At 58.6% G+C, this 25,282-nt stretch carries 27 protein-coding genes; 10 read left to right on the top strand and 17 right to left on the bottom strand.

The features are described from left to right. Window positions 1-96 precede the first annotated feature (96 nt). The gene (locus tag ACZRMS_RS16160) at window positions 97-444 is read left to right on the top strand and encodes a DUF6124 family protein (protein WP_463996053.1); all 348 of its coding nucleotides are present in this window, start codon (window positions 97-99) and stop codon (window positions 442-444) included. Window positions 445-493: 49 nt separating this feature from the next. Here the strand turns inward: ACZRMS_RS16160 and ACZRMS_RS16155 are convergent, their stop codons facing one another. After that, entirely contained in the window at window positions 494-1,546 is a 1,053-nt protein-coding gene (locus ACZRMS_RS16155; protein ID WP_463996052.1) for a Glu/Leu/Phe/Val dehydrogenase dimerization domain-containing protein, read from the bottom strand. A 182-nt stretch (window positions 1,547-1,728) separates the two neighbouring features. Between ACZRMS_RS16155 and ACZRMS_RS16150 the strand changes: the two genes are divergently transcribed. Then, complete coding sequence (locus ACZRMS_RS16150) at window positions 1,729-2,196, top strand: Lrp/AsnC family transcriptional regulator (RefSeq protein WP_016782348.1); 468 nt, start codon at window positions 1,729-1,731, stop codon at window positions 2,194-2,196. Between the two features lie 536 nt (window positions 2,197-2,732). Beyond that, window positions 2,733-3,884 (top strand): M14 family metallopeptidase, encoded by a 1,152-nt coding sequence (locus tag ACZRMS_RS16145; protein WP_463996051.1) that lies wholly within the window; start codon window positions 2,733-2,735, stop codon window positions 3,882-3,884. Here ACZRMS_RS16145 and ACZRMS_RS16140 read toward each other — a convergent pair. From ACZRMS_RS16140 to ACZRMS_RS16110, 7 genes are all read right to left on the bottom strand, one after another. After that, window positions 3,881-4,831 (bottom strand): Csu type fimbrial protein, encoded by a 951-nt coding sequence (locus ACZRMS_RS16140; RefSeq protein ID WP_463996050.1) that lies wholly within the window; start codon window positions 4,829-4,831, stop codon window positions 3,881-3,883. The genes ACZRMS_RS16145 and ACZRMS_RS16140 overlap by 4 nt on opposite strands. Continuing rightward, on the bottom strand, window positions 4,828-7,149 hold the full coding sequence (locus ACZRMS_RS16135) for a fimbria/pilus outer membrane usher protein (protein WP_463996100.1): 2,322 nt from the start codon (window positions 7,147-7,149) through the stop codon (window positions 4,828-4,830). The genes ACZRMS_RS16140 and ACZRMS_RS16135 overlap by 4 nt, the downstream gene beginning before the upstream one ends. A 142-nt stretch (window positions 7,150-7,291) precedes the next feature. Then, complete coding sequence (locus tag ACZRMS_RS16130; RefSeq protein ID WP_463996049.1) at window positions 7,292-8,071, bottom strand: fimbrial biogenesis chaperone; 780 nt, start codon at window positions 8,069-8,071, stop codon at window positions 7,292-7,294. Window positions 8,072-8,095: 24 nt separating this feature from the next. Beyond that, window positions 8,096-8,563: a Csu type fimbrial protein gene (locus tag ACZRMS_RS16125; protein WP_463996048.1), complete on the bottom strand. Its 468-nt coding sequence runs from the start codon at window positions 8,561-8,563 to the stop codon at window positions 8,096-8,098. 32 nt (window positions 8,564-8,595) lie between these two features. Continuing rightward, complete coding sequence (locus ACZRMS_RS16120; RefSeq protein ID WP_463996047.1) at window positions 8,596-9,132, bottom strand: Csu type fimbrial protein; 537 nt, start codon at window positions 9,130-9,132, stop codon at window positions 8,596-8,598. Window positions 9,133-9,150: 18 nt separating this feature from the next. Continuing rightward, entirely contained in the window at window positions 9,151-9,687 is a 537-nt protein-coding gene (locus tag ACZRMS_RS16115; RefSeq protein WP_463996046.1) for a Csu type fimbrial protein, read from the bottom strand. Between the two features lie 16 nt (window positions 9,688-9,703). Next, window positions 9,704-10,201 (bottom strand): Csu type fimbrial protein, encoded by a 498-nt coding sequence (locus tag ACZRMS_RS16110; protein WP_463996099.1) that lies wholly within the window; start codon window positions 10,199-10,201, stop codon window positions 9,704-9,706. Between the two features lie 233 nt (window positions 10,202-10,434). Here ACZRMS_RS16110 and ACZRMS_RS16105 point away from each other — a divergent pair, with 233 nt between their 5' ends. Then, window positions 10,435-11,745 (top strand): protein kinase, encoded by a 1,311-nt coding sequence (locus ACZRMS_RS16105; RefSeq protein ID WP_463996098.1) that lies wholly within the window; start codon window positions 10,435-10,437, stop codon window positions 11,743-11,745. Window positions 11,746-11,856: 111 nt separating this feature from the next. Here the strand turns inward: ACZRMS_RS16105 and ACZRMS_RS16100 are convergent, their stop codons facing one another. The 3 genes from ACZRMS_RS16100 to ACZRMS_RS16090 all read right to left on the bottom strand — a co-directional run bounded on the left by ACZRMS_RS16100 (window position 11,857) and on the right by ACZRMS_RS16090 (window position 15,401). Then, the gene (locus ACZRMS_RS16100; RefSeq protein ID WP_048359609.1) at window positions 11,857-12,561 is read right to left on the bottom strand and encodes a YebC/PmpR family DNA-binding transcriptional regulator; all 705 of its coding nucleotides are present in this window, start codon (window positions 12,559-12,561) and stop codon (window positions 11,857-11,859) included. A 107-nt stretch (window positions 12,562-12,668) separates the two neighbouring features. Then, entirely contained in the window at window positions 12,669-14,060 is a 1,392-nt protein-coding gene (locus ACZRMS_RS16095; protein WP_463996045.1) for an FAD-dependent oxidoreductase, read from the bottom strand. A 15-nt stretch (window positions 14,061-14,075) separates the two neighbouring features. Then, entirely contained in the window at window positions 14,076-15,401 is a 1,326-nt protein-coding gene (locus tag ACZRMS_RS16090) for an MFS transporter (protein ID WP_463996044.1), read from the bottom strand. A gap of 291 nt (window positions 15,402-15,692) precedes the next feature. Here ACZRMS_RS16090 and ACZRMS_RS16085 point away from each other — a divergent pair, with 291 nt between their 5' ends. Further along, window positions 15,693-16,562, top strand: a complete 870-nt coding sequence (locus ACZRMS_RS16085) for a LysR substrate-binding domain-containing protein (protein ID WP_463996043.1) — start codon at window positions 15,693-15,695, stop codon at window positions 16,560-16,562. 117 nt (window positions 16,563-16,679) lie between these two features. On the opposite strand, the gene ACZRMS_RS16080 is transcribed toward ACZRMS_RS16085, so the two are convergent. Then, window positions 16,680-17,537: a LysR substrate-binding domain-containing protein gene (locus ACZRMS_RS16080; RefSeq protein ID WP_463996042.1), complete on the bottom strand. Its 858-nt coding sequence runs from the start codon at window positions 17,535-17,537 to the stop codon at window positions 16,680-16,682. A gap of 112 nt (window positions 17,538-17,649) precedes the next feature. Here ACZRMS_RS16080 and ACZRMS_RS16075 point away from each other — a divergent pair, with 112 nt between their 5' ends. Together ACZRMS_RS16075 and phnX are read left to right on the top strand one after the other, a co-directional pair. Beyond that, complete coding sequence (locus ACZRMS_RS16075; RefSeq protein ID WP_463996041.1) at window positions 17,650-18,759, top strand: 2-aminoethylphosphonate--pyruvate transaminase; 1,110 nt, start codon at window positions 17,650-17,652, stop codon at window positions 18,757-18,759. A 71-nt stretch (window positions 18,760-18,830) separates the two neighbouring features. Then, the gene (gene phnX, locus ACZRMS_RS16070) at window positions 18,831-19,658 is read left to right on the top strand and encodes a phosphonoacetaldehyde hydrolase (RefSeq protein ID WP_463996040.1); all 828 of its coding nucleotides are present in this window, start codon (window positions 18,831-18,833) and stop codon (window positions 19,656-19,658) included. Window positions 19,659-19,702: 44 nt separating this feature from the next. Here the strand turns inward: phnX and ACZRMS_RS16065 are convergent, their stop codons facing one another. Then, window positions 19,703-20,263, bottom strand: a complete 561-nt coding sequence (locus ACZRMS_RS16065) for an NADPH-dependent FMN reductase (RefSeq protein ID WP_463996039.1) — start codon at window positions 20,261-20,263, stop codon at window positions 19,703-19,705. A gap of 196 nt (window positions 20,264-20,459) precedes the next feature. On the opposite strand from ACZRMS_RS16065, the gene ACZRMS_RS16060 reads away from it, so the two are divergent. After that, a complete protein-coding gene (locus tag ACZRMS_RS16060) occupies window positions 20,460-20,681 on the top strand; it encodes a hypothetical protein (RefSeq protein ID WP_463996038.1) in 222 nt (73 codons plus the stop codon). Between the two features lie 93 nt (window positions 20,682-20,774). After that, window positions 20,775-21,686 carry a LysR family transcriptional regulator gene (locus ACZRMS_RS16055; RefSeq protein WP_463996037.1) on the top strand — a complete coding sequence of 304 codons (912 nt, stop codon included), beginning with the start codon at window positions 20,775-20,777 and terminating at the stop codon, window positions 21,684-21,686. Window positions 21,687-21,706: 20 nt separating this feature from the next. Here the strand turns inward: ACZRMS_RS16055 and ACZRMS_RS16050 are convergent, their stop codons facing one another. From ACZRMS_RS16050 to ACZRMS_RS16035, 4 genes are all read right to left on the bottom strand, one after another. After that, the gene (locus ACZRMS_RS16050) at window positions 21,707-22,279 is read right to left on the bottom strand and encodes a GNAT family N-acetyltransferase (protein WP_463996036.1); all 573 of its coding nucleotides are present in this window, start codon (window positions 22,277-22,279) and stop codon (window positions 21,707-21,709) included. A 73-nt stretch (window positions 22,280-22,352) separates the two neighbouring features. Beyond that, entirely contained in the window at window positions 22,353-23,108 is a 756-nt protein-coding gene (dnaQ, locus tag ACZRMS_RS16045) for a DNA polymerase III subunit epsilon (RefSeq protein ID WP_463996035.1), read from the bottom strand. After that, on the bottom strand, window positions 23,101-23,553 hold the full coding sequence (gene rnhA, locus ACZRMS_RS16040) for a ribonuclease HI (RefSeq protein ID WP_463996034.1): 453 nt from the start codon (window positions 23,551-23,553) through the stop codon (window positions 23,101-23,103). The genes dnaQ and rnhA overlap by 8 nt, the downstream gene beginning before the upstream one ends. Before the next feature lie 86 nt (window positions 23,554-23,639). After that, window positions 23,640-24,398, bottom strand: a complete 759-nt coding sequence (locus ACZRMS_RS16035; protein WP_048359622.1) for a methyltransferase domain-containing protein — start codon at window positions 24,396-24,398, stop codon at window positions 23,640-23,642. A gap of 73 nt (window positions 24,399-24,471) precedes the next feature. Here ACZRMS_RS16035 and gloB point away from each other — a divergent pair, with 73 nt between their 5' ends. Beyond that, window positions 24,472-25,251 (top strand): hydroxyacylglutathione hydrolase, encoded by a 780-nt coding sequence (gene gloB, locus ACZRMS_RS16030; RefSeq protein WP_463996033.1) that lies wholly within the window; start codon window positions 24,472-24,474, stop codon window positions 25,249-25,251. Window positions 25,252-25,282: the final 31 nt, after the last annotated feature.

Genomic DNA, 25,282 nt, shown 5'->3' with positions numbered 1-25,282 from the left:
AATACACACATTGTATTATTTACGATAAGCACTGAAATACTTTTTGTACTATTAATGTACTGCTGATTCGATTCGTCTCTCAAACGCAGGTAAATCATGACCCCAATAATAAAAATCCCGATACCGGCCGAGCCCGAAACCGAGCTCGAATCCTTGAAGGACTGCGCCGCAACCCAACGTGCGCTGGACTATTATTTGAAACCATCTGTTTCTCAGCACGTTTCAGAAAAGAAAGTGTTTCAGGTGTGCGATGGCCTGAGCCAGGAAGAAGCACTGGTCCACGCGTCAGATTACTTGCGATGCGCAATTGCCAGCACCCAGGGTGCAGTCGAGTATCAGCAAAGTGTTGAGCGTGACTTTCTGATGGGCATCCTGTTTTTCATGGAATCGTCCAAGCAGTTGGTCGACACGGCGATTGATGCACAGCAACTCTCTGCCCGCTGATGCAAAAAAAGGCGCTGGTTACCCGATACGAACACCAACGCCTTTTCCATCAAGCGTTCAGACGTTCCTGCGCGAGGCTGTCAGCAATGCTCGTGGTGTTGCGATCCTGGGCTTTGGCTCTTAGAAAGATCTGACGCAAGGTCTCACCAATGCCTTCGACGTGCTGACGGACCTGTTCGGGCGTTCCACCGTTGTACTCGTAGGAGACATCAATGATGCCGCCGGCATTGATTGCGTAATCAGGTGCATGCAGGCAGCCACGACGCCATAGCTCATCGGCATGGCTGGCTTTGGCCAGCTGATTATTGGCAGCACCGGCAATCACCGGGGCCTGCAGGAGCTGCAAGGTTTCATCGTTGATGATGGCGCCCATCGCACATGGCGAGAACACGTCAACGTCCAGCCCGTAGATGTCTTGTGCACTCACCGCGTGGGCGCCCAGTTCGTCGACTGCACGGCGCACGTTGGCCTCCTGAATGTCGTGGACCCACAGTTCGGCCCCCGCCTCCTTGAGTTGCCGGGCCAGGTCGAAACCCACTTGCCCAAGGCCCTGAATGGCCACCCGCAAGCCCGTGAGGTCGCTGCGACCCAGTCGCTGCAAGACGGCTTCGCGCAGGCCGATAAACACACCCAGGGCCGTTGCAGGGGACGGATCGCCACTGCGCGTGCCGCCACCCAGCTGCTCACGCGTGCCCGCTCCGACAACATGCCGGGTGCGCTGGCCCATCAGGGCCATTTCGGCGACACCGGTGCCAGAATCCGCCGCCGTGATGTAACGCCCTCCCATGCTCTCCACAAACCCGCCCATGGCCTGGAACAACGCTTCGCTCTTGTCCTTGCGCGGGTCACCAATAATCACCGCCTTGCCCCCGCCCAACGGCAACCCGGCCAGCGCCGACTTGTAGGTCATGCCACGGGACAGGCGCAGCACATCGTTCAAGGCTTGCTGTTCATCGGCATAAGGCCACATGCGGCAGCCGCCCAGGGCCGGGCCCAGACGCGTGTTATGCACTGCAATGATGGCCTTGAGGCCCGTGGCTTTGTCGTGGCAGAACTGGACTTGTTCGTGGTGATCGAATTCGGGGTGAGCAAAAATCGGCATTTCGTTCTCTCTCTTGTTTTAGCCCTGGAAGCACACCAGACCGAAAAGTCAGTATCTGACCCGACGCCCGGTACGTAGCAAAAGAGTGAAGGTTTTGCTTAGGAATTTTCTTTCTAAATTGCAGGAAATGATCTGCTAATCTGCATGGATCATTCAAAAAAAATAAGAAATCAGACCCGTTCATGCAGATTAAATTAAGCGCCATCGACCGCAAGATTCTTCGCCTGTTGCAGCACAATGCCGACCTGTCTGCCGCCGAGGTGGCGGAACATGTGGAGCTGTCGCAATCCCCCTGCTGGCGGCGCATCCATCGCCTGCAAGAGGAAGGCCTGATCGAACGCAAGGTCGCCCTGCTCAATCCCAAAAAGCTCGGTCTCAATGTGGTGGTGTTCGTCAATGTGCGGCTGTCAGGCCACGGGCGACGTCATTTGACGGAATTTGAAGAGGCCATCACCGATTACCCCGAAGTGATCGAGTGCTACACCATGGCGGGCGATATGGATTACCTGCTGAAAGTGGTCACCCATGACATCGACAGTTACGAGCGCTTTTTACGCGATCACTTGTTGCAGAAGCCACACGTCCAGGAAGCCCACTCAAATATCGCCATGAGTGAGGTCAAACGCACCACTGAGCTGTTGTTGGACTAGTTCTGCAGGCCGCGGGATAGAGCACTGGGCCGGGAAATGGAAAATAAATTTCCAAAAAACGCGGGAAAATACTTGCTTTGCAAATGATAATGATTACTATTGCATGCAGCTGGTCGCGAGATCAGTCGATAATTCAAGGGACCTTAGGTCGGTCTTTTGAATTAGCTCCTCATCAGGCTAATCACGGTTATTTGACCCGGCTTCTGGCCGGGTCTTTTTTTTGCGGCCAGTTATCTGGCTCTGCGTGCTTCAGGCTAATGAAGTCTGGTGTGCGGCCGGTTTTTTTCGGTGACCGCTACGATGCCGACGATGATAGCAAAAGAACATCGGCAAACGGAAGCCTGAAGTCCTGGACTATGGCCGTAATGGCAATTTAGCACTTGAGAATCACTCGCAAAAACCCTACAATTGCGCAGCGTCAAGGATGACGCCCCCCTTCGCTTTTCCCTTCATTTTTTTGCTCAAAATTCCGTATTGGCCTATCGCCATAGCGATGTACAGTAACGCCCACAATTATCAGATTTCGGAATTTGACAATGACCGTGGCGCCCTCCTCACTTCACATCAGCAGCGACTTCGACAGCGGCAATATCCAGGTGCTGGATGCCAGTAACCCGCTGCAGGTTCAACTGGCTATCAAGCCGGACACCAAGAGCCCGCACTTTCAGTGGTTCCACTTCAAGGTTGATGGCCTGACGCCGGGGCATACCCACCATTTCCAGCTAAGCAACGCCAGCCAGTCTTCCTACAACAAAGCCTGGGATGGTTATCAGGCGGTAGCGTCTTACGATCAGGAAAACTGGTTCCGGGTACCGAGTGATTTCGATGGTTCCTCACTGAACATTCACCTTGCTGCCGAACAACCTCAGGTCTGGTTTGCCTACTTCGAGCCCTACAGCCGCGAGCGCCATGATCAATTGATCAAGAATGCCCTGCAGTGGTCGGGTTGCGAGTTGCTGGCCACGGGCAAAAGTGCCGAAGGCCGCGACATTCAGTTGTTGCGCAAAGGCAACGGCGCCAGCCACAAGCGCAAGATCTGGATCATCGCCCAGCAGCACCCCGGGGAACACATGGCCGAATGGTTTATGGAAGGGATCTTCGAGCGCCTCGAACAAGGCAGTGACCCGCAAATGCGCAAGCTGCTGGACTTCGCCGACCTGTACCTGATCCCCAACATGAACCCCGATGGCGCCTTTCACGGGCACTTGCGCACCAATGCCAACGGTCAGGACCTCAATCGCGCCTGGCAAAACACCAGCCCGCAGGTCAGCCCCGAAGTGTTCTTCGCCCTGGAGCAGATGAGCCTGTACGGCGTCGACCTGTTTCTGGACATTCACGGCGACGAAGAAATCCCCTACGTGTTCACCGCAGGCTGCGAAGGCAATCCGGGTTATACGCCGCGGCTGGCCACCCTTGAGGAGCGCTTTCGCACTCATCTCAGCGGCCTGACCAAGGACTTCCAGACCGAGCACGGCTATACCCGCGACGAACCCGGGCAAGCCAATATGACCCTGGCCTGCAACAGCGTCGGCCAGCGTTTTGACTGCCTGTCCCTGACCCTTGAAATGCCGTTCAAGGACAACAACAATGCACCGAACCCGCAGACCGGCTGGGATGGCAAGCGTTCCAAACAGCTGGCCAAGGATGTGCTGACCACCCTCTCGGCGATGGTCAGGGAGCTTCGCTAAAATCCCACGTCCAGCACCACGCTGTCGGTGTAGGCACCGGCTGGCGGCGTGGTCTGGTCGGTATAAATCTTGGCGTTGTAGTTGAAAATCTGGCTGCCTGTGCCCAACCCGTTGCCGGGGTTGACTTCAGCCGTCGAACTGGCACGCCGGGCAGCGCCAACGCTACCCCAGCGGGTGGTTCCGGCGCTTTTGAAAATGTCGTAGGCCAAAAAATTAGTGCCGAAAATCATCTGCCGCCGACCGCCCACACTGACGGGATGCAGGCCATCACTCAAACCCACGGTGTAGGCACTGCCTTTGGTGCAGGCCACACTGATGGTCTGACTGACCGGGGTAAACCCGCTGATCACCGGCGCATTGCCAAAAGTAATAGCGGGAGCGCTGATGGTGCAGTCGTTGGCCACCGTCATGCTCACGGTCAGGGTGCTGACCTTGTCGACCCCCGAGTCTGACCCAAGGCAAATGCCTAAAGCGCCCAAGCCGGTGCAGTAGTACCAGTCCCATCGCACACTCAGTGTTTCGGTGTAGATCCCTGCCGCGACATTATTGATCGAGGTCGTGAAGTACAAGGGAATGATACTGGGTGCCGTAGTGCCCAGCAGCCCGTTGCTGGCAAAGTCGAATGCCGTTCCACGGGTAATGGGATGAGTACCATTAGTGCCCGCACTGATCGAGTAGGCAATCACATCTCCGGTAGGTCCTAGCATTCCACTCTGGGCCGAGGTGATCGTGGTCTTGAAGTAGGCGGTGCTGAATAGCGCGATCCCTCCGGGAGTGCAGGTGAGGCCAGCACTTGTTGAGGAAGTGTTTTGAGCCACGGTGCGCACCAGCGTTGAACTGATCGTTCCATAACCGGCCGGGCTGGCGACCGCCGCTGCAGTACAACCTGCCTCTACTTCGGACACAGCAAAGCAACACAATAGGCATAGCCCGATTGCACACTTCATTGGCACACCACCGGCTCGATCAAAGGCACCTGGTCCGCCTCGGGCACCAGTTCGAATTGTGCCTTGCACTGCTGGCCATCAGGCAGGATCACTTGCAGCGAGTTTTTTGCCACCAGGTTTTCCAGGTACACCAACCCGTCCCAGCCGACGACCGCACGCGAGCCGTTTTGCTCATTCAGTACCGCACTGCCCAACCCCAGGTTTTGCTGCTGGGCATTGACCAGACGCACGCTGGCAGCGGCCACCCGCTTTAATGGAAATTCCAGCAAGTAGCCACTTCCACGACGCACCGCCACCCGCTGCTCGACCGTAGGGCTGAGGACGTTGGCCGGCAGGTTCAACGGATCTATTTCGTATTTTCCGCGATAGTAAGCACTGCTCCAGGGCACCAGCAGATGACCGTTTTTATCGGTATTGCCTACCCTCTGGTTTTCATACAACACGCCAATATCGGAAAAATCCCCGGTACTGACTACGACAAAGGCATCGTCAATACGGTTGGCCGCAAATACCTGATTGTCCATCCAGACCAGTGACCCACTGGCATCGCCCCAACGTGTTTGCTGAGCTGACGTACCATAAACGCCGGCTTGCAGCTGCACCGACTGCATCCGCCAGGTCAGGTCGGCCTGGCGGTAGTCCGGTGTGTCGCCATGGGCATACCCCAGGTTGAAACCGACGCCCCCCTGCGTCGGAACCCCGCGACTGTAATTGACCCGTTGCTGGGTGGCGCCCGTGGTGCTGCGCTCGGTGCTGAAACTCATGCTGGCGTTCAGATCAAACGGCACCACAATCTGCGCCTGCAGCGCCCAATTACTGTCGCCAAACTGACGATTGGCCGAGACGTACACACTGCTGTTGAACCACAACGGCTTGCTCCAGCTCAGGTTAAGCAAGCGGGTACGCGAAGTATCGGCGGCCACCACATCAAAATACCCGGCGCCCAGACTGCCAAAGCGATCCAGGTTCAAGCTCAGGGTCAATTGCTCGCTACGCTGGCTGAGGCTGATGTAATCACTGTCGACTACCGAGAGATCGGCATAGTCGGCAAATCGTTGCAAACGCTGATAGGCAAGACTGAAACGTTGCGCGCTGTACTGGTAGCCCACACTCAACTGGCGGCCATCGTGGCCATCGAACTGGCTTTGGCTCACGGCACTGTTGAGTACACCAAGGTTACCCAACTTGAGATTGCCCCCCATGCCGCCCAAGGTCAGCGAGTCAGAGGCTTCAAGGTGACTTTCAAGGGTCAGGCTGTCGGTCAGGCCATAGCGCAGGCTACCCGACGTCACACCCGGGCCGTAGGCAAAGTTACGGACTCCGTACTCCCTACGCACGCTGCCCGCCGACACCGAAAAATCACTCAGGCCTTTTTGCAGCAAGGTACTGGTCACATAAAACGGCACGCTGGTAGCAATCTGCCGCCCCAGCGCGTCGGTAGTCACCACCACGGCCTCGCCTGCGCCATTGATAAAGGGAATATTGGTCAGGGTATAAGGCCCAGGTTGCAAGTTTTCGCTGGAGGACTTGAAGCCATTTATGAACAGGTCGACTGAAGACGGAACCGCCGCCTCCCCGGAGAACTGCGGCAACGGATAGGTCACAAGATCAGGACGCACGCCAAAGTCTCGCGATAGCTGCACCCCGCCCATGCGCACGGAACTGGTCCAGGGCAAGGCGCCGCTGATCAGGTCGCCCGCCTCATAGGTGAGCATTCGCTCGTCATCGGAAAAGCGCCAGAGCGTGTCATAGCGGCGGTAGCCGTTATCCATCTGGCTATCAGCTGTACCCACAATGCTGCGCCGGTATTGCCCGGTGTTTGACAGCGTGCCCCAACTGTCAAACAGCCGTATTTCATTCCAGGCGGCCAGATAAGTGCCAGCATCGTCGGTGTCGTTCAGGTACAGGTCGTAGTTGAGCAAGCCGCCAAAGCTGCTCACCGCCTCCGTGCGCGGGTAGCTTGAACGCCTGCCAAAGTGCTGCTCAGGCAGCCATTCGGGGGGTACGTCGAGCAACAGGCGCTGGCCCTGAATATCGTACTCGCTGTGCAAACCAGGCACGCTGTCGAGTCCCACTTCCTCCGGGCTGGCTACTGGCAGGCGAATACCCGACTCCTTCAAATCGGCCGCTGGCAGATACAGTTGACCTGCACGTTGCTGCACGAGAACCAGGCGCCCGGTATTCATTTGATTAACCACCAATTCCAGATACAGCGGTGCATCGGCGACCGCCTGTATATTGGCGGGCGGTGGAGGCAGTTCTGCTGCCTCACTGATTGGCACCACCAGTGCACTGCACAAGCCGATGATGGCCAACATCAGTGCCCGGCTCACGTCCTCATCCCGTCCCTCAATGGCTGCTCCTTGCAAACGCTCCCGCGGTTATATTCAACACCGCGCTACGTCATGCCGTTGTCAGGGGGACTTGCTGAAGGCCAATTGTGACAACTGAATCCTGCGTTTATTGACCTAAAGGCACCGCCTGCACCTTGGTCTGACCATTAACCCGTACTTGCAAGGCATCGCCCTGGGCCAACGGCGCTGGCCAGCGCATCGTTGCACCCGGCAACACATAGCCCAGCAAACCATCTACCATCGATTGCGACTTGCCACCCGACTTGAGCACCGCCTCGGTCAGTCGCGCATGCACCGAGCCACGATTACGGATCTCGATATAGGGCTTGCCATCGACCTTGACGGTGCGACCGCTCAATTGCGGTAAGCCGATACCGGCAGCATCACGCGGGCGGCTTGTATCCACCTTGCTCCACAGCCCGGCGCCATAAGCAAACAGCGGCACCGAGTAGCGCATTTGCAATCGAATCGTCGCCGCCGTCTTGGTGCTGTCATTCGCCGCAGGAGGCAGGGCCGAAGGGATTTCATCGATGATGATGCGGTAGGCATGCTCCTCGCCTGCGGGAAAAGACTTGGTCCGGGTCAAACGAATCAGCTGCTTTTGCCCAGGCCCGATAGTGGCCACCGGCGGACTGCCAATCACATCACGCTGATTTTGATACTGATCATCAAAGCCGTCCTGATTCCAGGCAAATACCCGTATCTGCATACTGGCAGGCTCATCTCCGCGGTTTTCCAACCACAAGGCACTGGCTTGCTGATCGGCTTCCAGTACCGGATCAATAGGCCAGATCAAAATCGAACTGGCTGCCAGTGCCTGCTGAGTAATCCCCAACGTCAGCAAGCAGCAGGCCAAACCTTGAAGCGGCCGTAAAAATAAGTGCATAAACAAACTCCTGAGCCCTGGACTTCAATAAGACAATTGCACTTGCACCGTATCGCTATAGGCACCCGCCGGTTGATTACCCGGCAGTAGCACATAGCCAAAAATCGGCAGGCTGATTGCGTTGGCATTGGTATAAGGCACGTTGACCGACTGCGCGATGCCCAGGCTCTGGCTGTGGGCAGCGTCCTGAAATAACTGGTATGCCACCCGTGCACTGCCACTGCCGACCTGCAAATGACGCCCACTGGCGTTATGCAACCCGCCATCGACCTGCATGCTGACAGTCACCCCTGGCGTACACTGCAACGTAACGCCACCCACCAGGGTCACACTGACTGGCGAGGTGGACAACGCCGGATACGTACCGAAGTTCAGACTGCCGTAAGTGCCGCCGGTACTGGTCACCAGACACCCCGCCACGATGCTCGCCCCGACCTGAAACGTCGCAGTTGTTGCACCCTGCAAAACACCGCTGCACGAACACAGCAGCATCAGTGACGCTGCGCACGGCCAGCCCACAAAGGTTAAAAGGTCAGCGAAACGTTAATGACATCCGTGTAGCTGCCCGCCGGAAGGCCGGTTTTACCCACCGCCTTGCCGTATAGATTGATCGTCTGCGCTACGCCTGTACTGAGGCCGGGCGCGATGGTGCCGTTGATGGCTACCAAGGTGCTATGCCCTGTGTCGCTGTAAAGGTCATAGGGTACGAAGTGGCCATTACTGTCCGACAAGGCACGAGTGCCCCCCGTGGAGAGCCCATCGTGAGCACCCGCCCCCACCGTAATTACCGGCGACGTACCGGCCGAACACTGGATCGTCAAGGCCCCACCGCCACTGCCCAGCACTTGCCCGTCGGCCTCAGTGAAAAGCGAGGTCGTGGTACCGAAGCTCAAAGTCCCGAAATCCAGCCCGCTGGTGCCCGCTGCCCCGTTAACCAGGCAACTGGTAGTCAGCGTTAACGTGGCATTGATGACACCGGTTACCGTGGTGGCTGCCTGTACCTGACTTGCCGCCATCAAGCCCAGCAATGTGAAACCCAACGTTGATGTAAGTACGCGCATCTTGCACCCCACTCATATTTACCAATCCAACGTCACCCGGAGCGTGTCTCGATAGACACCCGCCGGGAGCGCATTGGGATTCGCCGTCACCATGCCATACACCGGAATCGGTACCTGGCCACCACTCACCACCTTGAATCTGTGCTGTTGCCCAATACTGTAGCTATCGCTGCCAGCGGCATCGAAAAACAGATGATATGGAATCATGTGTCGCCCATTGCTCAATTGGCGCGTCGTGCCCTTAACGTGACTGCCGCCATCGATGGAGACCGAAAAACCCTTCACCGAAGGGTTGCAGTCCACCGCCAGATTACTTTCGCTACCCTCGAGCAATGCTTCAAACGGGGTATTCCAGGTCGGACCGTGGCTACCAAAATCGAGCACGCCCATCTTGCCCTGGCTGTACTCATCGACACTGCCTCCACTGCTTACCTGACAACTGGCCAAGATCACCAGACGGGCTTGGATCTGCCCGCTGAGCATGGCTGCCTGCGCGTTTACGCCCAGCAAGACACAGGTCCCGAACAGGATTGAAATGCGCGCAGAGCCGGCCATATCCATACTCCTGTCGCTACCACGTGAGAGTGACTTTCAATAGGTCGGTATACAGCCCGACAGGGGGGATTAACTGTAAAGGCTCGATCCGTCCATACAACGGCAAATCAACCGAGCCACTGTCAGGCACTGTGCCGCTGACAGGCACATTGACCGGTAACGGTATTTGCCGCGCCGGGTCACGAAACAGTCGATAAGGAATGGCCGGGCTGCCGGGGCCCAGGGTCAGATAACGAACATCGGCGTTGCCACCATGCTGGCCACCGTCGATTCGAAGTTGATAAGTCGTATCGGGATTACATTCCAAGCGGGGTAAACGCGGATTAATCAGTGCTGCAGTCAAGGGGGCTGATGGGCCGTCCAGCCGCGATGTATGACCAAAATCAAGCATACCCAAGGAGTCGACACCCGCCTCGCGGGTTATGCCGACCAACTGGCAGCCTCGTTCGACGACGAGGCGGGTTTCCAGTTCGTACTGCGCAGACCATGCACAACCGCTGAACAAGAAGCCAATAATGATGATCCCTGTACGAAACTCCACGAGTTTTCCCTTTCATGGCGTGTTCTTATGCATGAAGGTTAGCAGCGTAGGATGGTTCGTCCATGAAACAGCGGAATTAAACAGACACAGACCGTTCATCGTAGGCTGTGCGCAGTACCTCTGCGTGCAAAGACTCGGCCCCAAGCCGATAAATCGTTATCATGCGCGACACTTTTCGCCCCTCCCACGAGTACCCGACCCTGCTTATGGATACCCTCGCCAAACTGCGCGCCGGCCAATTGGCGGGCCTCGAACGCCTTGATCTGTCATGCGGGCTGACCGAGTTCCCCACCGAGATTTTTCAGTTGGCCGACTCGCTGCAAATCCTCAACCTGAGCGGTAACGCTTTGAGCAGCCTGCCCGACGACCTGCATCGCCTGACCCATTTACGCATCCTGTTTTGCTCGGACAACCAGTTCACCGAGCTGCCAGCATGCCTTGGTCAATGCGCGCAGCTCAGCATGATCGGCTTCAAGGCCAACCGGATCGAGAGCGTACCCGGCGCGGCATTACCCCCCTTGCTGCGCTGGCTGATCCTGACCGACAACTGCATCGGGCAATTGCCCGAGGAACTGGGCCAGCGCCCCCTGTTGCAAAAGCTGATGCTGGCCGGGAACCGCTTGCAGCAACTGCCCCGCAGCCTGGTCAACTGCGAACGTCTGGAGCTGATCCGGCTGGCAGCCAACCGTTTCACCGAGCTGCCGGACACCCTTTTGGGATTGCCGGGCCTGAGCTGGCTGGCTTACGCCGGCAACCCGCTGCGTGAAGATGCCAGCGCTCAGCGTGCAGCCGACACCACGCCGAACATTGACTGGTCGCAGCTAGAGCTTGAACACACGTTGGGCGAAGGCGCCTCCGGGATCATTTATCAAGCGCGCTGGAGCGCCCCCGGTCAGCCTGTGCAGTCGGTGGCGGTAAAACTGTACAAGGGCAGCATTACCAGCGACGGCTCGCCGCTCAATGAAATGAACGCCTGTATCGCTGCCGGTCAGCACCCCAACCTGATCAAGGTCCTGGGGCGCGTGGTGGGCCACCCTGACCACCAGGCCGCGCTGGTCATGGAGCTGATCGACCCGTCGTTTATCAACCTTGCCGCCCTGCCCAGCTTCGACACCTGCAGCCGCGACGTGTACGCCCACAGCACGCGATTCACCGCTGACAGCGCCTTGCGCATCGCACGGGGCATCGCCTCGGCGGCTGGCCACCTGCACGCGCAGGGCATCTGTCATGGCGACTTGTACGGGCACAATATTTTGTTTAATGCCCGGGGCGAATGCCTGCTGGGGGATTTTGGCGCTGCGTGCTTCCATGCCACCGACGACAGCCCGCACAGCCGTGCGCTGCAACGCATCGAAGTGCGTGCGTTCGGGATTTTACTGGGGGAGTTGCTGGAGCGGATCGACTCAGGCCTGAGCGATCAACAGCGCAGTGAGCTGTACGATTTGCAGCAGCGCTGCATTCAGCCCGATGTACTGGCGCGGCCGGACTTTGCCCGGATCAGCCAGGAGCTGGCATGAAAATCTGTAGCCGCTGACGAGGAACGAAGGCCCTTCAAATGCAGGGCCTTCTACGCAACCCTCGCAGCCTCGCTACGCTCCTCAGCGGCTACAGAGCCCACATAAAGCGTCTTAAGCCAACGCTACAAACATGTCCTGCACGTCGTCCTGCTCTTCCAGCTTGGCCAGGAATTCCTGAACCTCGGCCATCTGCTCGTCAGTCAAACCGCTTACCGGGTTTTTCGGCTGGTAGCCCAGCTTGGCCGACAGCACGGTGAAGCCTTGCTCCGGCAGGGCTTTTTGCACGGCGTCCAGGTCAGTCGGCTCGGTGATGAACAAGGTCGTGCCTTCTTCCTCACCTTCTTCGAAGTCCTGGGCACCGGCTTCAATCGCGGCCATTTCCGGATCGGCGTCCGGGGTGTCCGGCTTGGCTTCGATCATGCCCACATGGTTGAAATCCCATGCCACCGAACCCGAAGCGCCCAGCTGGCCCTTGCGGAAGGCAACGCGGATTTCAGCCACAGTGCGGTTGATGTTGTCTGTCAGGCACTCAATGATCAGCGGTACCTGATGGGGAGCAAAACCTTCGTAGGTAACACGATGGTATTGCACGGCCTCGGTACCGATACCGGCGCCTTTATTGATTGCGCGCTTGATGGTGTCAGCCGGCATCGAGGCTTTCTTGGCCTGCTCGTAGACCAGGCGCAAGTGCGAGTTCATGTCCGGGTCGGCGCCATTTCGGGCCGCAACCGTCAGTTCCTTGGCCAGCTTGCCAAAAATCTTGCCGCGGCTGTTGGCGGCGTCCGCTTTATGTTTAACCTTCCACTGTGCGCCCATTGCTTGCTCTCTCAATCTGGTGTGTCGCGGCCTGGCGGCCGTCGAATGGGCGCAAGTTTATACGGCAAGAAGTCGGCAATCGACCAAAAAATCCAATCCGGGCCTGCTTAACCCTTATCCGCCTTGCCCGCAGCGGCCGCAAATTTGGCCAGACGCACATCCAGATGCCGGGGCCGGTGACCATGATCCTCGGCCCGCTCCTTGCGCCGAATCGCGTTGCGCACCATCAACGAGCCCAGGTAACGAATGGGTTCGGGCGGGAAATACCCCAGCGGCCCGTTGACCAGCGGCGAACGTGTCCAGTCATTGGCCTGGCCCTGTACCAGCGACGCCAGGATCTGACCGCCCATATGACACGGCCCGACCCCGCTGCCCGAATAGCCAAAGCCATAAAACACATTGCCGTGGCTGCTCATCTGACCGAAAAACGGCAAGCCGGTGACCGAGCGATCGGAAGGCCCGTTCCAGGTCGCCTCCACAGCAACCCCGGCGAAGGCCGGGAAAAACTGCTCCAGGCTTTGGCGCAATAGCCCGGCATAGGGCGAAGGCTGATCGAATACCGGCAACATGCGACCGCCAAAGGCAAAGGTATTGCCGCCCTTGCCCAGCATGATTCGCCCGTCCGGGGTGTTGTGGTAGTAGTGCACGAAAATGCGTGAATCGAGCACGGTGACGCCGCTGGTCAGGCCGATTTCTTCGAGCAGGTCCGGACGCGGCTCGGTAATCAGCATATCGCTGGACACAATCGCCACACTGCGCCCGAACTGCGGGAACGCCCGGGCCATCCAGGCATTCATCGCCAACACTACACGGTCGGCGCGAATGCTCCCGGCAGGTGTGCGGATCAGCGCCGTGGCGCCCTCCTCCAGCCCGGTCATGGGGGTGTTTTCGTAAATCTTCACGCCCAGCTGCAACGCAACCCGGCGCAGCCCGCGCACCAGCTTGCCTGGCTGCACACTGGCGGCTGCCGGTGAAAACCAGCCCTCCACATGCTGGGCCGAACCGGCCCGGCGCTGTACCTCTTCAACCGGCAATTTGTTGAACGAGTTGATGGATTGACGCTCCAGCGCCGCTATCACGCCGTCGGTCGAACCGACCTGGGCCTGATTGGTGGCGGTGTACAGCGTGCCATCCAGGCGATAGTCGGCGTCCACCCCGTACTTTTCACAGAACGCGCCGATCGCATAAATGCTCTGTTCCGAAGCCTTGACCAGCCGCACCGCCTCCTCCACCCCGAACAACCGTTCAAGGGTGAAGTACTTGGCCGACCACGACAGCGCGCAGCCGCCGTTGCGCCCGCTGGCACCGGCGCCACAGATGTCGGCCTCAATCAGCACCACGTCCAGCTCGGGGTTTTGCTCCTTGAGCATGATCGCGGTCCACAGCCCCGTGTAGCCGCCACCTACGATGCAGACGTTGGCGCGGGTGTCACCGTTCAGGGTTTCGCAAGGTTCAGCGTTTTCCAGCGCAAGCGCCTGTTCCAGCCAAAAAGGTCGCATGGATCGTTCTCCCACTCAGGTGCGCAAAGGTTTGATCAATAACGGGTGATTGGGCACAAATGCACATTCGCGCCTGTAACCGTCAGGACGGCTGTTCCAGTACGGGATCAGCACCAGGGCCGAGAAAAGCGCGCAGCAGGAAAACACGATAAATACCGTGACCGTGTCGAAATACCCCGGCAGCAAGCCGCCAAGCACCGCGCCAACGGAGCCGCAGCCGTTCACAAAGCCCGCCGCCGTGGCGCCGGCTTTGGCCGTGCCGAAATCAATCGCCGCCGCGCCACAAATCATCGAGTCCGGCCCATACAGGGTCAGCCCCATCACAAACAGCAGCGCTACCACGATCAACACGCTGCCGGACTGCAAGGCGCCCATAAAGAAGGCCAGCGAGATGGTCAGCGCCAGCAGGCTCAAAATGCAGGCCGGCATGCGTCGGGCACCGAAGATTTTGTCCGACGCCACGCCAATCATCACCGGGCCCAATAAACCGGCCAGCTCAAACGCTGTCGGAATAATCGCCGCACCCACCTTGCCCACTTGTGGCATTTGTTCGAAAACGATCACCGGTCCCCACAGCAAAATCGCGTAGCGCGCAGGCTTGAGCATGAAATACGCCAGCCCCAGGATCAGCACCGTTCGATTGCGCATGATTTCGCGCAACGGCGCCCAAAAGCCGAGTTTCTTTTCAGCCTCGATCTCTTCGGCGCTCATCTGGGGTTCAGGCTCGACCGCCGGCAAGCCAACGTCTTCAGGCTTGTTGCGCTGGAAGATAAAAAACAGCACGGCCGTCACCGCGACTACCGCGGCACTGGAAATAAACGCCGCGTGCCAACTGCCGATCAACGTGTACGCCCACCAGCCGGCAAACGGCGAAGCCACCAGGCCGCCAAAGGCATAGCTCGAGCTCCACAATCCCAGCACTTGGCCACGTTGTTTTGCCGGAAAAAAACTGCCTATGTTTTTGCACAAGGCAGCCCAGCCCGTTGATTGCGCCAACCCCTGAATCAGCATGCAGGTGGCGAATATCGGCAAGGTGGCAAACGTACCCATCACCAGAGCGGCCAAGGCCGAAATGATCAAACCGCCCAGCACCACCACCCTGGGGCCATAGCGGTCGGCGAGAATGCCCCAGGTAAACTGTCCGACTGCATACGCGGCCAGATAGATGGCATCCAGGTTGGCCATCGCCATCTTGTCCATATGGAAAGTCGGGTCTTCACCGATCCCCAGCTTTGCCACGGAAAATGCTTTTCGGGTGAAATAGAAGGCCGCGTAGGCCAGCCAAGTGATGGCAAAAATCTGCACGCGCCAACGCTTGATGGTGCCAATGTGCTTATTCATGTTGGGTCTGACCTCAGGTGTGGAATGTGCCGGCAGAATCAGAAAAGAACGCCTGTTTTTTTTATTGTGTTGAGCACTTCAATACCGCCCTTCAGACAAGGACGGCATTAATCAGACATGCCACGACGACCCCGTTTTTATTGGGTTTCAGGATCGCGCAGAGGCGTGTCACAACCCGGCGCTATCGAGGACATAACGCCAGGCCGAGATCGATAGAAACAATTACTGACTAATAGGTAAAATCGATTTATCGTATTTCAATCATAAGCTCAGCTTGTAAGAGGTTGCCCGGTGTCGGTTTCCCACGCGCAGTTGAAGGCCTTTCACGCGGTTGCCGTACACGGCAGTTTCACCCGCGCCGCCGAGCGGCTTTTCTTAAGTCAGCCGGCAATCTCTGATCAGGTACGCAAGCTCGAAGAACGTTTCGGCGTCTTGCTGTTCCATCGCAACAAGCGTTCGGTGCGCCTGACCGATCTGGGCGAGCGCCTGCTGGGCATTACCCAGCGCTTGTTTGGGGTGCAAGCTGAGGCCCAGGAGTTATTGCAGGACTCCCAGGCGCTGCAAACTGGCAGCCTGGTTCTGGCTGTAGACGCGCCCGTTCACGTCTTGCCCCAAATTGCCCGCTTCTGCGAGCGCTACCCCGGTATCAGCGTAAAAATCGAAACCGGTAACACCGACGAATCCCTGTCGCGCTTATTCAACTATCAGGCTGATCTGGCGCTGCTGGGACGAGACGTCAATGACGAACGGTTGTTCAGTGTGCCCTTGCGCAGCGATCCGATGGTGGCATTTGTCGCGCAAACCCACCCGTGGGCCAGCCGCGACTCCATTTGCCTGGCCGACCTGGATGACACACCGCTGGTGCTGCGCGAAGTGGGCTCCGTGACCCGGCAAACCCTTGAAGAAGAAATGAGCCGGGCAGGCTTGCGCATACGCGCCGCGATCCAGGTTGAGGGGCGCGAAGCGGCGCGTGAAGCGGTGGTGGTCGGGATTGGCGTGGGCGTGGTGTCGGCGGCAGAGTTCGGTTCAGACTCGCGGGTGATTGCCCTGCCCATCACCGACTGCAAAAGACGCCTGACCGAAACCCTCGTGTGCCTGCGCGAGCAAAGCACACGCCGGGTAGTGGCGACGTTTTTGGAGATTGTGCGGGAGAGTTTGTAAGGCCACTGGCATTCAAATGTGGGAGCGGGCTTGCTCGCGATGGGATCAGCGCGGTTTACCTGATACACCGCAGCGATCCCATCGCGAGCAAGCCCGCTCCACAGGGTTACGACATTTCTACGGCGCCAGCTCCATAAACGCCTTGATCAGCCGCAACTCGGCGCGGCGCTCCATGCAACCGAGCATGTGGCGGTTGATCAGCCCGGCACCGTTGATCGGTACCGTACGGACACGGGGGTCATGGCTGACCTCTACCGACGAGACGACGCCCACCCCGAGCTGTGCGGCGACCGCCTCGGTAACGGCCTCACGACTGTCCAGTTCCAGCAGCACGCGCGGGGTGACCCCGGCCAGCCCGCACGCGGCATCGAAGGTCCGGCGGGTAATCGACGTCGGCTCACGCAACACCATGATCACCTGATCCAGTTGCTCAATCCCGATGCCGTCTGCCAGGTCCAGCCACGGATGACTGGCCGGCACCAGTGCGCAAATCCGCGACTCGTTGAGTGGCCGCAAGGTCAGACCTTTGCGCGGTTCAATTTCGGTCAGCACGGCCACATCCACATGCTCTGACAACAATGCCGCCAGGGTTTCCTGGGCATTGCCCAAACGCAGATTCACCGTAATCCCCGGGTAGCGCGCCCGCAGGCTGGCCAGCATCGGCATGACCTGATGCGGGCCATCGGCCGCCACTTCCAGGCGCCCGGTCAGCAACTGCCGATGGGCCTCCAGCAGGACCTGCGCCTCATCCACCAGACCGAACATGGCGCGAGTAATGGCCGCCAGCTTGATGCCCTCCTGCGTCAACTCCACACGCCGGGCCGTACGCCGCAGCAAGGTGATCTGGTAGTGCTCTTCAAGGGTCTTGATATGCCCGGTGACCGCCGGCTGGCTGATAAACAGGCGAGCCGCCGCCCGGGTAAAACTGCCTTCGCGGGCCACGGCATCAAAAGCGCGGAGCTGGAATAAATTCATCTATAAGCCTCACTGATGGCTGGCATAACAACAAACAATTTGATTGATAGCAACTCAAACTGCAATTTATGCCGTGTATCCAGTACATCCCAACGCTTGTGAGGAAACCAGAATGAGTACTGCCGCACCGATCCTGCTGACCCCTGGCCCACTGACCACCTCGCAGCGCACCCGACAGGCGATGATGGTCGACTGGGGTTCATGGGATGACAGCTTCAACCAGTTGACTGCCAGCCTGTGCGAGCAACTGCTGGCCATTATCAATGGCGGTACCAGCCATCACTGCGTGCCACTACAAGGCAGCGGCACCTTCGCTGTCGAGGCCGCCATCGGCACTCTGGTGCCACGGGACGGCAATGTGCTGGTGCTGATCAACGGCGCGTACGGCAAACGCCTGGCCAGGATCTGTGAAGTACTGGGCCGGCGCTTCAGCACCTTTGAAACGGCTGAAGATGAGCCGACGACGGCCGCTGATGTCGACCGTCTGCTGCAGGCTGACCCGAGCATCACCCATGTGGCGCTGATTCACTGCGAAACCAGCACCGGCATCCTTAATCCGCTGCCCGAAATTGCAGCTGTCATTGCCCGGCACGGCAAGCGTCTGATCATCGACGCCATGAGTTCCTTCGGTGCCCTGCCTGTGGACGCACAGCAAGTGCCGTTTGACGCACTGATCGCCGCCTCCGGCAAATGCCTGGAAGGTGTACCGGGTATGGGGTTTGTCTTCGCCCGCAAAGAGGCACTGGCCAACGCCGCCGGCAACAGCCACTCACTGGCGATGGACCTTTACGACCAGCACACCTACATGGCCAAGACCGGGCAATGGCGCTTCACCCCGCCCACCCACGTGGTCGCCGCGTTGCACGAGGCCCTGCTGCAATACAACGAAGAAGGCGGCCTGCCGGCACGCCACCAGCGCTACGCCAACAATTGCCGGGCACTGCTCGACGGCATGGCCACACTGGGCATTCGCAGCTTCCTGCCCGAGGCTATTCAAGCGCCGATTATCGTCACCTTCCATGCACCGAAAGACCCGCGCTACCAGTTCAAGGAGTTCTACGAACGCGTCAAGGCCAAAGGTTTCATCCTGTATCCGGGCAAATTGACCCAGGTCGAAACCTTCCGCGTGGGCTGCATCGGCCACGTCAACCAGGCTGAGATGCAAGCTGCTGTAACCGCCGTGGCGCAGGTACTGCAGGAAATGGAAGTAGTGGAAATCTGACGGCACTGTTGCCCAATAACACCCCAAATTACTCCGTGCGACCAAGAGTCGCTCACACAGGATTTATCGACATGAACTACACCAACCCAAGCAAGCTTCAGGCCGCCATTCTCGATTGGGCCGGCACCGTGGTCGACTTTGGCTCGTTCGCCCCCACGCAGATTTTTGTCGAAGCCTTTGGCGAGTTCGATGTGCAAGTGTCTATTGAAGAAGCACGCGGCCCGATGGGCATGGGCAAGTGGGACCACATCCGCACCCTGTGTGACCAGCCGCAAATCACCGAGCGCTATAAAAAAGCATTTGGTCGCGCCCCGACTGACGCCGACGTGACCGCCATTTACGAACGTTTCATGCCGCTGCAAATCGAAAAAATCGCCGAGCATTCGGCGCTGATCCCGGGCGCACTGGAAACCATCGCCAAGCTGCGCGAGCAAGGCATCAAAATCGGTTCGTGCTCTGGCTACCCGGCGCAAGTAATGGCCAAAGTGGTTGAGCTGGCGGCCACCAACGGCTACATCGCCGACCACGTAGTGGCCACCGACGAAGTTCCCAACGGCCGCCCGTGGCCGGCTCAGGCACTGGCCAACGTGATCGCGCTGGGTATTGATGATGTGGGCGCCTGCGTGAAGATCGACGACACCGTGCCGGGCATCCTGGAAGGTCGCCGTGCCGGCATGTGGACCGTTGCGCTGGTGTGCTCCGGCAACGCCCTGGGGCTGACCCATGAGCAATACAAAGCGCTGGACCCTGCGACACTGGCCAGCGAACGCACGCGCATCCACGCTCTGTTCGCCGGTTCGCGCCCGCACTACCTGATCGACACCATCAGCGACTTGCCGGACGTCATCACTGACATCAACCGCCGCCTGGCCAAAGGCGAGATGCCGCAAAGCAGCTAAGACGCAGCGTCAAGCTGCAAGCCTGTAGCTTGCGGCTTTGTGCTTCATTCCTGGTGCTGGCGCTCAACCCACCCGGCAAATTCGTCGATAAATTTTTGCAAGAACGGTCGGGTTTTATCTGACAGCTTGCCAGACGCATCAAATGCATCCCCCGCACCACTCAAGTAGGCCTCAGGCTGCTGCATGCACGGCACATTGAGAAACACCAGGGACTGGCGCAAATGATGATTGGCCCCAAAGCCGCCAATGGCTCCCGGGGACACGCTGATCACCGCACCCGGCTTGCCACTGAATACGCTTTTGCCATAGGGGCGCGAGCCGACATCGATGGCGTTTTTCAGCACACCGGGTACCGAGCGGTTGTATTCCGGGGTAACGAACAGCACCGCATCGGCCGGGCGGACCTTGTCACGGAAGGCGGTGTAAGACGCTGGCGGCGGCGTGACATCAATGTCTTCGTTATAAAGCGCCAGCTCACCGATTTCGACAATATTCAGCTTCAGGCTGGCCGGCGCCAGTTCGGCAAGCGCATGGGCCACTTTTCGATTGAGGGAGTCCTTTCTCAAACTGCCAACCAATACTGCAACGCTGTAGACCTTGCTCATGGAAAACCCCGAGTCAGTAGCTGTAGGAAGAGTAGTTATAGATGATCGGACGCCTTTCTTGCACCCCAGTTCACCCTATCGGCCTGCAAGCCTGTAAAGTAGGCAGACTATTTTTTTCACATTGCTAAACTTCCCCTACTGAACAACGGTCTACAGAACCGAAAATTGGGTGTTTATCTCCAGAGGTTCTCTACAAATGGCGGCAGTTCTCGTTGGGCAATTTCATGCAAGGGATGCGGAAGGTCGTGTCTACTCCGTGCATGAGTTTGAAAATACAGAAGCAACAGGCGACCAACTCGTAACAACGTACAAACTGGCCATTGGCGACCGCGTCAAAAAGAACGACGACAATAATTTCGAGCTGGTGCAGTCGGGCGTCATTCTGGTTCGTGATCCTACTCCGGTTGTCACAGCCTGACCTGCTAACCGGCATATCGCTGAAGTCAAAGGATGAGACCTGGATCAGGCTTCGCAACGCTGAAACCTCATCTGCTGAACATGGACTTCACGCATGCGTTTACGCCACATCGAAGTGATTCAGGCCATATTGCAAACCGGCAACCTCGGCCATGCCGCCGAGTTGCTGCAATTGCCCACGACCACCCTCAGCGCCACGCTGCAGGAGGCCGAACAACAATTGGGCTTTATGCTGTTTTCCAGTGTTCGCGGGCGGCTCCAGGCCACCCGCGACACGCTGTTGCTGCAACCCCTGATCAACCAGCTGTACCAGGCACTTGAGCCGCTGCGCCAGCTTGGCAACGACTTGCGCCAGCATCAGGAGCCGGCCTTGCGCGTGGTGTGCAGCGAGACACTGGCACAGCCACTTCTGCCCCACTGCATAGGCGCACTGCGCCGCCGCTTTCCCGACACCCCCACCACCTTGAGCAGCCAGCCTTGCGCTGAAATCGTGCGCCGTCTGTTAATGGACGAATGCGATATCGGCCTGAGCCTGCAACCTTCAGAACAATCGGGGATCGACTGCCGGCCCCTGATCCAGGGCAAAGTGCAACTCCTGGCACCCCACGGCTGGTTATCCCCCCGGCACAAATACATCGCGCTGCAAGAGCTGGCCGGCCAGGCCATGATCGGCCTGCAGCAGCATGACCCCCTGAGCCGCGTGCTGGACGGCAAGCTGCAAGCCTTGCGCCCGATGCCTGTCGTGCACATTCAGGTTCAGAGCTATCAGATGATGCGCAGCATGGTGGAGGCTGGTGAAGGGCTGGCACTGGTCGACCCGTTTACGGCAGTGGGCGCCAAAGCCGCCGGGCTGGATGTGTGCCCCCTGTCGCCTGCCATTCCCGTGACACTGTATGCACTGACACGCAAAGGCTGCGAGCCCGGGCTGGCACTTATTGCGTTGCTTGAGATCGTGCACCAGAAGGCCGAGGCATTGCTGGCTGATCAGGGGTTGGTGGTGCTTTAACGGCCGTCTGCGACAGCAGGCTAAATCCGGCTCTCGAACATCAGATACCAGAAAATCGCTACTTCGCTGGTCTGCGGATCAATACCGCGATAGCGCAGATAATCGATCCCGCCTACCTGGTACCCGCAACGTTCGTACAACCGGCAGGCGCCGAGATTGTTGTTCTGGGTTTCAAGCATGATCCCTGGCAGGTTCTTCTTGTGGCTCCAGAACTTGACCACTTCCAGCAACGACCTGGCGACACCATGGCGACGGGCACTGGCCACCACCGCCAGCTCGTCAACATGGGCAAAACCATTCCAGTTGGTGCTCACCACCACATGCCCGACCGGCTGGTTGTCCAGATAGGCCATGAAAATGTCGCTGTCCTTGCCCCCGCGATAGCTGGCAAATTCATCCGGGTCGATGCCGTAGCATTTGCGGTAAGGCGTGATCAGATCGAGCGGCCAGTGCTCGACCTTTTTATGACGGTCGGCACGGGCATAGGCGCGCACTTCAAAACTGAAATCGTTGCACCACACATAGGGGGCAAAACCTTCGTCAGCCAGACGTACCGAGACTTGAGGGTCTTGGGGGTTCATAACCAGGTGCATGAAAAATCCTTCTTTCCTGTCGTCGATGCGGGCAACGGGCTGCAGCCACAACCCATCGCAGGCCTCGCAGCGACTACAAGGCCTGCCCCTTCGCATCGAGAAGCTGAGCCCAGAGCGACGGACCACCCGCCGATTTGGCAATAGCTTCAAGCCGTGCGGCATGCTCAGCCAAGTCGCTTTCACTTGCACGAATAATCCGGCCCGGCTGGCGGTCGGCCGACAGGCGGCGAATTTCGCTGGCCTGATTGCCCGAACCTTCGCCTGACCCATTACCGTCAGAAGCATTACCGGCCAACGACAGGCTGGTCTGCCCGCCGGTCATGGTCAGGTAAACGTCTGCCAGGATCTCGGAGTCGAGCAATGCGCCGTGAAGTTCACGGCCCGAGTTGTCGACGCCATAGCGCTTGCACAAGGCATCAAGGCTGTTGCGCTGCCCCGGGTGACGCGCACGCGCCATCGCCAGGGTATCGAGGATGGTGCAGTGCGCGGTGAGGTCGGCCCGGTCCGTCTGCCCGATCAGGGCAAATTCGTTATTCAGGAAGCCCACGTCGAACGCGGCGTTATGAATGATCAGCTGAGCGCCTTTGATGAAGTCAAAGAACTCATCGGCCACTTCAGCAAAGCGGGGCTTGCCCACCAGAAATTCGTTGGTAATGCCGTGGACGCCAATGGCGCCTTCGTCACTTTCACGGTCGGGTTGCAGGTACACGTGAAAATGCCGGCCAGTCAAACGACGGCCCATCAACTCGACGCAACCGATCTCGATCACCCGGTGGCCATCGGTGACCGGCATACCGGTGGTTTCAGTATCGAGTACAACACTACGCATGCTTGATGCCCCTCATTTCATCCACTCCGCGGTTGGCCAGCTGGTCCGCACGCTCGTTACCGTAGTGGCCAATGTGCCCGCGCACCCACTGCCATTTCACGGTATGGCGACTGACCTGCTCATCGAGCAGCTTCCACAGGTCGGCATTTTTCACCGGTTCTTTGGCAGCCGTTTTCCAGCCGCGTTTTTTCCAGTTGACCATCCACTCGGTGATGCCTTTCATCACGTACTGCGAGTCGGTCACCAGCAATACTTCACACGGGCGCTTGAGCTCCTCAAGGCCGCGAATGGCGGCCATGAGTTCCATACGATTGTTGGTGGTATTGGCTTCGCCACCCCAGAGCTCTTTCTCTACGCCCTGGCAAACCAGCAAGGCACCCCAGCCACCCGGGCCTGGATTGCCCTTGCAGGCACCATCGGTGAACATTTCAACGCTATCGCTCATTACAAACTATCCAGAAAAGGCTGCTTATGGCCTGCCCAACAAGAATGGACAGTACCTGAGCCGGGTAAAACCGGCCCGACATGGAATTAAGATTCAGTGTGGCGCCGATTGACCTTGGCCATCTGCAAGGGGATCAGCTTGCCCATCGGTTCCCGGCGTAACGGATTGACGGGCCGCAAGCCCACCACCATTTTGCGCGCGACCAATACATAGAAGCCGCCACCGGCCAATTGCCAGTTGCCTGCCTTGCGCTCCCAGCCTGCCAAACGGCTTTGCCACGCCTTGGATGCAAGCGGCGGACGATAGCACCCGAAGCGGCGTTTCTCCAGCGCAAAGCCCAGCAGGTTCAGCCAGTCGGCAACCCGTGAAGGTGAAATGCAACGGGCCTTGCGCAGGGCATCATTGGTAAAAACATGGCGCAACCCCCAACTGCTCCACGGGTTTATCCCCACAATCAGCAAGTGCCCGCCGGGGCGCACGCTGCTGGCCGCTTCGCGCAGCAAACCATGGGGCGACAGGCAGAAATCCAGGCCATGCTGCAACACCACCACATCGGCTGCGTGCTCGCACAGCGGCCAGGCCTGCTCTTCACAAATGATCTCGACACCCGGCAGAGGCGCACCAAGGCGCACATTGCGCCGCACTTGAGGCGCCTTCGGGGGAGGCTCGGCACCCGGCCCGTAATGCACCAGATAACCGCCGAAAAAGCGCCCCAGCTCGTCCTCGAGCACCCGCTGCTCCTCTTCAAGCAGCAACTGCCCATGGGGGCCGGACAGCCATTCGCGCGCCGAACTGATCAGTGCCAGCCACTCAGGGTCCGCCTGAGCCAATGCTTTATCGGTCATTGCTCCTCCAACTCGCCATCTACCTATAACAAGCCCTAAGATGCGCCATTGTTTCGCACTTGGGAATTGCACCATGTTACAGATCGACGCCCTGCCCGCCTTTAATGACAACTACATCTGGTTGTTACAGGACACGACCCACAAGCGCTGCGCTGTAGTCGACCCGGGGGACGCCGAACCTGTGCTGGCCTGGCTGGCCCTGCACCCGGACTGGGTACTGAGTGACATTCTGATCACCCATCACCACTTCGATCATGTGGGCGGTGTTGCACAACTTCACGAACACACTAGCGCGAAGGTCTGGGGCCCGGCGCTGGAGACCATCCCGGCCCGACAAGCGGCACTCAACGACGGCGACCGGATCGAAGTGCTGGGCCTTGAGTTCAAGGTCATTCTCGTCCCGGGCCACACCCTGGGGCACATTGCCTACTATCACGACGACCCGGCGGCCCCCTTGCTGTTTTGTGGCGATACCCTGTTCGCCGCAGGGTGTGGCCGGCTGTTCGAGGGCACTCCCGAACAGATGCACCATTCGCTGAACCGGCTCGCGGCCCTGCCCGCCCACACCGGCGTGTACTGCACCCACGAATACACCTTGAGCAACTTGCGCTTTGCCCGGGCGGTAGAGCCCAACAACCCGGATATTGCAGCGCGGGTCGATCAGGTGACGCAATGGCGCGCCGAAGGTCGCATCAGTTTGCCCTCAACCATTGCCCTCGAATTACGCACAAATCCCTTTCTACGGGTCAATGAAACATCTGTTAAAGAAAAAGCTGACGAGTGGAACAGCCTCGACAATGCCTCGCCCAGCGCTGTCTTTGCCAGCTTGCGCAGCTGGAAAGATAAGTTCTAAACCGGGTCGCGGTTGGCACAAAAATTCTGAA

This window comes from Pseudomonas sp. B424 (assembly GCF_055408345.1).
This window is presented reverse-complemented; position numbering and strand designations above follow the sequence as displayed.

Bases quoted from the DNA above. Each gene is read 5' to 3' on its own strand.
- ACZRMS_RS16160 (WP_463996053.1), top strand. From the start codon at position 97: ATGACCCCAATAATAAAAATCCCGATACCGGCCGAGCCCGAAACCGAG.
- ACZRMS_RS16155 (WP_463996052.1), bottom strand. From the start codon at position 1,546: ATGCCGATTTTTGCTCACCCCGAATTCGATCACCACGAACAAGTCCAG.
- ACZRMS_RS16150 (WP_016782348.1), top strand. From the start codon at position 1,729: ATGCAGATTAAATTAAGCGCCATCGACCGCAAGATTCTTCGCCTGTTG.
- ACZRMS_RS16145 (WP_463996051.1), top strand. From the start codon at position 2,733: ATGACCGTGGCGCCCTCCTCACTTCACATCAGCAGCGACTTCGACAGC.
- ACZRMS_RS16140 (WP_463996050.1), bottom strand. From the start codon at position 4,831: ATGAAGTGTGCAATCGGGCTATGCCTATTGTGTTGCTTTGCTGTGTCC.
- ACZRMS_RS16135 (WP_463996100.1), bottom strand. From the start codon at position 7,149: ATGTTGGCCATCATCGGCTTGTGCAGTGCACTGGTGGTGCCAATCAGT.
- ACZRMS_RS16130 (WP_463996049.1), bottom strand. From the start codon at position 8,071: ATGCACTTATTTTTACGGCCGCTTCAAGGTTTGGCCTGCTGCTTGCTG.
- ACZRMS_RS16125 (WP_463996048.1), bottom strand. From the start codon at position 8,563: ATGCTGCTGTGTTCGTGCAGCGGTGTTTTGCAGGGTGCAACAACTGCG.
- ACZRMS_RS16120 (WP_463996047.1), bottom strand. From the start codon at position 9,132: ATGCGCGTACTTACATCAACGTTGGGTTTCACATTGCTGGGCTTGATG.
- ACZRMS_RS16115 (WP_463996046.1), bottom strand. From the start codon at position 9,687: ATGGCCGGCTCTGCGCGCATTTCAATCCTGTTCGGGACCTGTGTCTTG.
- ACZRMS_RS16105 (WP_463996098.1), top strand. From the start codon at position 10,435: ATGGATACCCTCGCCAAACTGCGCGCCGGCCAATTGGCGGGCCTCGAA.
- ACZRMS_RS16100 (WP_048359609.1), bottom strand. From the start codon at position 12,561: ATGGGCGCACAGTGGAAGGTTAAACATAAAGCGGACGCCGCCAACAGC.
- ACZRMS_RS16095 (WP_463996045.1), bottom strand. From the start codon at position 14,060: ATGCGACCTTTTTGGCTGGAACAGGCGCTTGCGCTGGAAAACGCTGAA.
- ACZRMS_RS16090 (WP_463996044.1), bottom strand. From the start codon at position 15,401: ATGAATAAGCACATTGGCACCATCAAGCGTTGGCGCGTGCAGATTTTT.
- ACZRMS_RS16080 (WP_463996042.1), bottom strand. From the start codon at position 17,537: ATGAATTTATTCCAGCTCCGCGCTTTTGATGCCGTGGCCCGCGAAGGC.
- ACZRMS_RS16075 (WP_463996041.1), top strand. From the start codon at position 17,650: ATGAGTACTGCCGCACCGATCCTGCTGACCCCTGGCCCACTGACCACC.
- phnX (WP_463996040.1), top strand. From the start codon at position 18,831: ATGAACTACACCAACCCAAGCAAGCTTCAGGCCGCCATTCTCGATTGG.
- ACZRMS_RS16065 (WP_463996039.1), bottom strand. From the start codon at position 20,263: ATGAGCAAGGTCTACAGCGTTGCAGTATTGGTTGGCAGTTTGAGAAAG.
- ACZRMS_RS16060 (WP_463996038.1), top strand. From the start codon at position 20,460: ATGGCGGCAGTTCTCGTTGGGCAATTTCATGCAAGGGATGCGGAAGGT.
- ACZRMS_RS16055 (WP_463996037.1), top strand. From the start codon at position 20,775: ATGCGTTTACGCCACATCGAAGTGATTCAGGCCATATTGCAAACCGGC.
- ACZRMS_RS16050 (WP_463996036.1), bottom strand. From the start codon at position 22,279: ATGCACCTGGTTATGAACCCCCAAGACCCTCAAGTCTCGGTACGTCTG.
- dnaQ (WP_463996035.1), bottom strand. From the start codon at position 23,108: ATGCGTAGTGTTGTACTCGATACTGAAACCACCGGTATGCCGGTCACC.
- rnhA (WP_463996034.1), bottom strand. From the start codon at position 23,553: ATGAGCGATAGCGTTGAAATGTTCACCGATGGTGCCTGCAAGGGCAAT.
- ACZRMS_RS16035 (WP_048359622.1), bottom strand. From the start codon at position 24,398: ATGACCGATAAAGCATTGGCTCAGGCGGACCCTGAGTGGCTGGCACTG.
- gloB (WP_463996033.1), top strand. From the start codon at position 24,472: ATGTTACAGATCGACGCCCTGCCCGCCTTTAATGACAACTACATCTGG.